Below are 4,378 nucleotides of genomic sequence, written 5' to 3' on the forward strand. Positions count from 1 at the left end.
AGTGGTCTGAGCCGTTAGTTCGTCGGGGGGTCATGCCGCCTCGCTGCTTTGATCGATCAGTTTGAGTTGGCGGTGGAGGTCCCGGCGGGTGTATTTCCAGGCGAAGGGTTCGGCGGTGCGGTTGTAGCGTTCGGCGAAGGTGTGCAACCGGTTCTCGACTGAGGTGAGGTCGGGAAAGTCATTGGGCGTGAGGACTTTGCGTTGGACGATGGAAAAGTAGATCTCGACTTGGTTGAGCCATGATGCGTGCACCGGGGTGTGCACCATGACCGCGTTCGGGTATCGGGCGGTGAGGCGGTCGATCGATGCTTGTCCGCGGTGCGAGGAGCCGTTGTCGACGACCCAAAACACCCGGTCGGCGGACGCGTACGGTTCGCTCGTCATGACCTGATCGACGAGGGCGGTGAACTCGGTGATGCCGGTGCTTTGCTCGCAGCGGCCGAAGACCCGTGCGGTGTGGACGTCGTAGGCAGCGAGGTAGGTGAGCGCGCCGCGGCGGCGGTAGTCGTGGCTGACGCGCATCGGGCGACCTGGTGCGGCGGCGGTGGTGCGGTGGCAGCGGTCGCGGGCTTGGATCGACGGCTTTTCATCGGCCGAGATCACAAACTCGTTGCTGCCCAACGGTTTGCCTGCGTAGCGGCGTGCGTACAGGTCGAGAACGACAGATGCTCTCATCTCGAAGTTCGGGTCGCGGGCGGCGATCCAGGAGCGATGCTGCCACGGTTTGAGCGCATCCTCGTCCAGCCACCGGCGCACCGTCGACACCGAGACGGTCATGCCGTCGCGTGCGAGTTGGGCGGCGAGTTCCGGGGTGGACCACCGTGCGATCGGAATATCGTGATCGGCCGGGATCTGACACGCCCACGCTTTCACTGCAGCGATGTCAGCGGGGGTGTAGATCGGTGGCCGGCCCGACCGTGGTGCGTCGGCGAGGGCATCGATACCGTGATGGTGGAACCGGCTGCGCCACTTACGGACCGTGTCGGGATGAACGTCGAGTTCGATGGCGATACTTGCGTTGGTGCAGCCGTCCGCGGCGAGCAGCACGATCAGAGACCGCAGCACTGTCTTCTGCGGTGTCGACCCACACCTCACCCATGTTTCGAGAACCTGACGGTCGCTGGTGGACAGGACGATCACGCAGGCCGAGGGTCGAGCGGTTTTGTCACTCATGCCTCAAAAGGACACCTGAGTCACACCTGTCTCGGGCCGCGGCACGCCGATGATCCGCGAAATGTTGGGTGGACCACACGGATCGGGCACGATCGGATGCGTGCCGACACCACCGGAATCGACGAAAAGCTCACTGCGCCTCAAGCTCAGCGGCCACGCCCGAACGAGGTGGCCGCAACTCGCGCGAGTCAACGTCCGATTTCGTGGCGCGTTCGCCTACGTCGACGGTGTACTACCGGACGAGTCGGTCCTGGTGTTGATGCGGCTGCGATACAACGGCTCCGCTAGCAGATGGGGCTTCGCGATCCACCTCGCGTCCAAGGGCAAGTACGAAGATTCGCTGCTGCCTACAGGCGACTTCACCGGCAGCCCTGAAGACGCACTCGACACCGCATGCGGGCTCTACCTCGGCGACCCGACAGCCTGGCAAATACCCCCGACGAACTAACGGCTCAGACCACTAAGTCAGATTGCGCACTTCGCACCGTTCCACACCGTACTGCGGTCGACGTGGCTGTTGCCGAGTGTGGTGCAGCGCTGTGATCGGCGTCGGATGTGCAGGCAACGGGGATAAGTGCGCTGATAACCATCATCGTGGCGGCCGCCGCGCGCAGGAGCGGCAACGGCGGCAGTCGGTGGCCCGCCGTCCCCATGCCGCCGCCCGCTCTAACAGCCGGATGTCTGACCATCAACAACCGTATCCCACAACGAACTTGTCGCAGTCACGATGCAGCAACGGGTGCCGTCCACACCACCGGCAACAGAGAAGCCTTCTTCACGTGTTCATCAGGCGGGATCGTGATGTCAACGGCCAGTTTGATGTCCCCACTGGTGGCCAGGTAAAAGTCCCCGCCCTGTGTGGGCAATTCAGGTTGTGGTGGGGCCCTCCGTTCGGTGTTTCATGCGGTAGGAGTCGCCGTCGGTGACGACGATCGTGGCGTGGTGCAGCAGCCGGTCGAGGATGCTGGCGGCCGTGGTGTGCTCGGGCAGAAACCGGCCCCAGTCTTCGAACGGCCAGTGCGAGGCGATCGCCAGGGATCGGCGTTCGTAGGCGCCGGCGACGAGCCGGAACAGCAGTTGGGTGCCGGTGTCGTCGAGCGGTGCGAATCCGACTTCGTCGATGATGAGCAGATCCTGGCGGAGCAGTCCTTCGATGGTTTTGCCGACGGTGTTGTCGGCCAGCCCGCGGTAGAGCGTTTCGACGAGGTCGGCAGCGGTGAAGTACCGGACTTTGTGCCCGGAGTGCACAGCAGCGATCCCCAGCCCGATCAGGGTGTGAGATTTACCTGTACCCGCGGGGCCGATGATCGCTAAGTTATGTTGTGCTCGTATCCATTCCAGCGACGACAGGTAGTCGAACACCTTCGGCTGGATCGAGGATGCCGCCACGTCGAAGGACTCCAACGTCTTGGCGACTGGAAACGCCGCGGCCTTGAGACGATTGCGGATGTTGGAGGCATCGCGGGCAGCGATCTCCGTCTCGACCAGGGTCCGCACCACCTCCTCAGGAGTCCAGCGTTGGGTCTTGGCGGTCAGCAGGACTTCGGGTGCGGTGCGGCGGATCGCCGCCAGTTTCAACCGCCGCAGGGCAAGGTCCAGATCGGCGGGCAGCTCTGGGATAGACTGTGGTGCAGCTGGTTTAGGTGTCTTGGCGGTCGTCATGAGGAGGCCTCGCTATCGGTGGCCGGGGTGTGTTTGTAGGCCTGCAGCGATCTGGTCGGCGCCGAGGGAAGGTCCACTATCAGGGCGTCACCGGGTGGTCGTGGGGTGGGTGCTGCGGCGCCGGTGGCCAGGATGGAACGCACATCAGCGGCCCGGAACCGTTTGAACGCCACCGCCCGGGTCAGCGCTTCGAGTAGCAGGGTGTCGCTGTAGGCCGCGCCCAACGCCAGCAGTGCATCCAACTCCGAGCTCAGGCGGGTATTGCCGATCGCGGCGGCACCGATGAGGAACTGCTCAGCGGGTTCGCCGAGTGCGCAGAACCGTTTCTCCACAGCAGTTTTCGGTCTGGGTCCGCGGTCCGGGGCCGGGCGTGGGCCGCCGTAGTGCTCATCGAGGATAATCGCTTCACCCGGTGCAGCGAGCTGGTGATCGGCGACCACCTCACCGGATTTCGGTTCGATGATCAGCAACCGGCCCGCATCCTGCACCAGGGTCACGGTCGTTCCGATCAGCCGGGTGGGCACCGAGTAGCGGGCCGAAGCGTACCGGATACATGAGAGTCGGTCGACTTTGCGGGTCACCGGCGGCGGACCGACCTGCATCCGCAGAGACGGCAACTGCCCCAACACTTCCCGCTCAGCCTCGAGTCGCTCGTTCGGGATGGCGAAGGTATCCGAGTGCTGCCGGGAATTGACCTCCACGCACCACACGTGGGCGGCCGTGTTGGCCTGATGCACATCCAGGACCACGTCGTCGCGGCCGGCCGCGACCTTGGCCTCAGTCCACAGCGGTATGGCCAAATCCGACTGAACGTAGTCGCACAGGCGCTCGACGATGCCTTTGGATTCAGGGTCTGAGGCGTGACAGAAGTCCGGTGCGAAGCCGTAGTGGGCAGCGAACCGGACGTACTGCGGGGTGGGGATCATCACGTTCGCCACGACACCGCCTTTGAGGCAACCCATCCGGTCGGCCAGGACCCGCTTGGGAACTCCACCAATCTCCTCGAGGGCGTGGGCTATGAACGTCAACGTGGTCGTTGCGGTTTCGTTGGTCGCGAAGGCAACGAACCGCCACCGCGAGAACGCGAGCACCGCGCAGAACACATGGATGCCGCCGACGACGGCCCAATCGATGACCAGGTAGTCACCCGGCGCCCACACCGCGGGACGGCGTCCACGGTGATGATCTCTGCGCCACTGCGCTTTTGACTGTGCGACCAAACGTCGGAAGTTGCGGTCCGATCCGTCGTAACCGGCGGTCCGGGCGACCGGCAGGAGTCGTTTGGCCGTGATCTTGCCGTGCGATCTCTTGACGCGTTCATCGACCAGGGCGGTGACTGCGTCGTAGTTGCGGGAGCGCTCAACGCGCTCGGGAGGGTCTTGGTCGCCGGCCTCGAACCGGTCGACGACACGTTTGACGGTCTTGTGGGTGGTGCCGCACAGCTCGGCGGCTCCTCGGTAGCTTCCGACTTCGCGGTAAGCAGAAATGATGTCCATACGGTCCTTCGCAGACTTCAATGGAACTCCCAGGCGGTGATGGTGTG

5 protein-coding genes are annotated in these 4,378 nt (G+C 64.1%); 1 reads left to right on the forward strand and 4 read right to left on the reverse strand.

What is annotated here, in order from left to right:
• Positions 1-30: 30 nt before the first annotated feature.
• A complete protein-coding gene (locus BFL43_RS00200) occupies positions 31-1,173 on the reverse strand; it encodes an IS630 family transposase (RefSeq protein WP_084889713.1) in 1,143 nt (380 codons plus the stop codon).
• Between the two features lie 100 nt (positions 1,174-1,273).
• Here BFL43_RS00200 and BFL43_RS00205 point away from each other — a divergent pair, with 100 nt between their 5' ends.
• On the forward strand, positions 1,274-1,621 hold the full coding sequence (locus tag BFL43_RS00205; protein ID WP_084889720.1) for a hypothetical protein: 348 nt from the start codon (positions 1,274-1,276) through the stop codon (positions 1,619-1,621).
• A gap of 274 nt (positions 1,622-1,895) precedes the next feature.
• Here BFL43_RS00205 and BFL43_RS29105 read toward each other — a convergent pair whose 3' ends face one another.
• Genes BFL43_RS29105 through istA form a run of 3 tightly spaced genes read right to left on the reverse strand, consistent with a single transcriptional unit; the run spans position 1,896 to position 4,352 of the window.
• Positions 1,896-2,039, reverse strand: a complete 144-nt coding sequence (locus BFL43_RS29105; RefSeq protein WP_206186585.1) for a hypothetical protein — start codon at positions 2,037-2,039, stop codon at positions 1,896-1,898.
• Position 2,040: 1 nt separating this feature from the next.
• Positions 2,041-2,835, reverse strand: coding sequence for an IS21-like element helper ATPase IstB (gene istB / locus BFL43_RS00210; RefSeq protein ID WP_084889715.1), 795 nt, complete (start codon positions 2,833-2,835; stop codon positions 2,041-2,043).
• Positions 2,832-4,352 (reverse strand): IS21 family transposase, encoded by a 1,521-nt coding sequence (istA, locus tag BFL43_RS00215; RefSeq protein WP_143694986.1) that lies wholly within the window; start codon positions 4,350-4,352, stop codon positions 2,832-2,834. Before istA ends, istB begins: the two co-directional genes overlap by 4 nt.
• Positions 4,353-4,378 lie beyond the last annotated feature (26 nt).

The organism is Williamsia sp. 1135, assembly GCF_002095395.1.
In the GTDB taxonomy this organism is placed as follows: Bacteria; Actinomycetota; Actinomycetes; order Mycobacteriales; family Mycobacteriaceae; genus Williamsia.

Bases quoted from the DNA above. Each gene is read 5' to 3' on its own strand.
- istB (WP_084889715.1), bottom strand. From the start codon at position 2,835: ATGACGACCGCCAAGACACCTAAACCAGCTGCACCACAGTCTATCCCA.
- BFL43_RS00200 (WP_084889713.1), bottom strand. From the start codon at position 1,173: ATGAGTGACAAAACCGCTCGACCCTCGGCCTGCGTGATCGTCCTGTCC.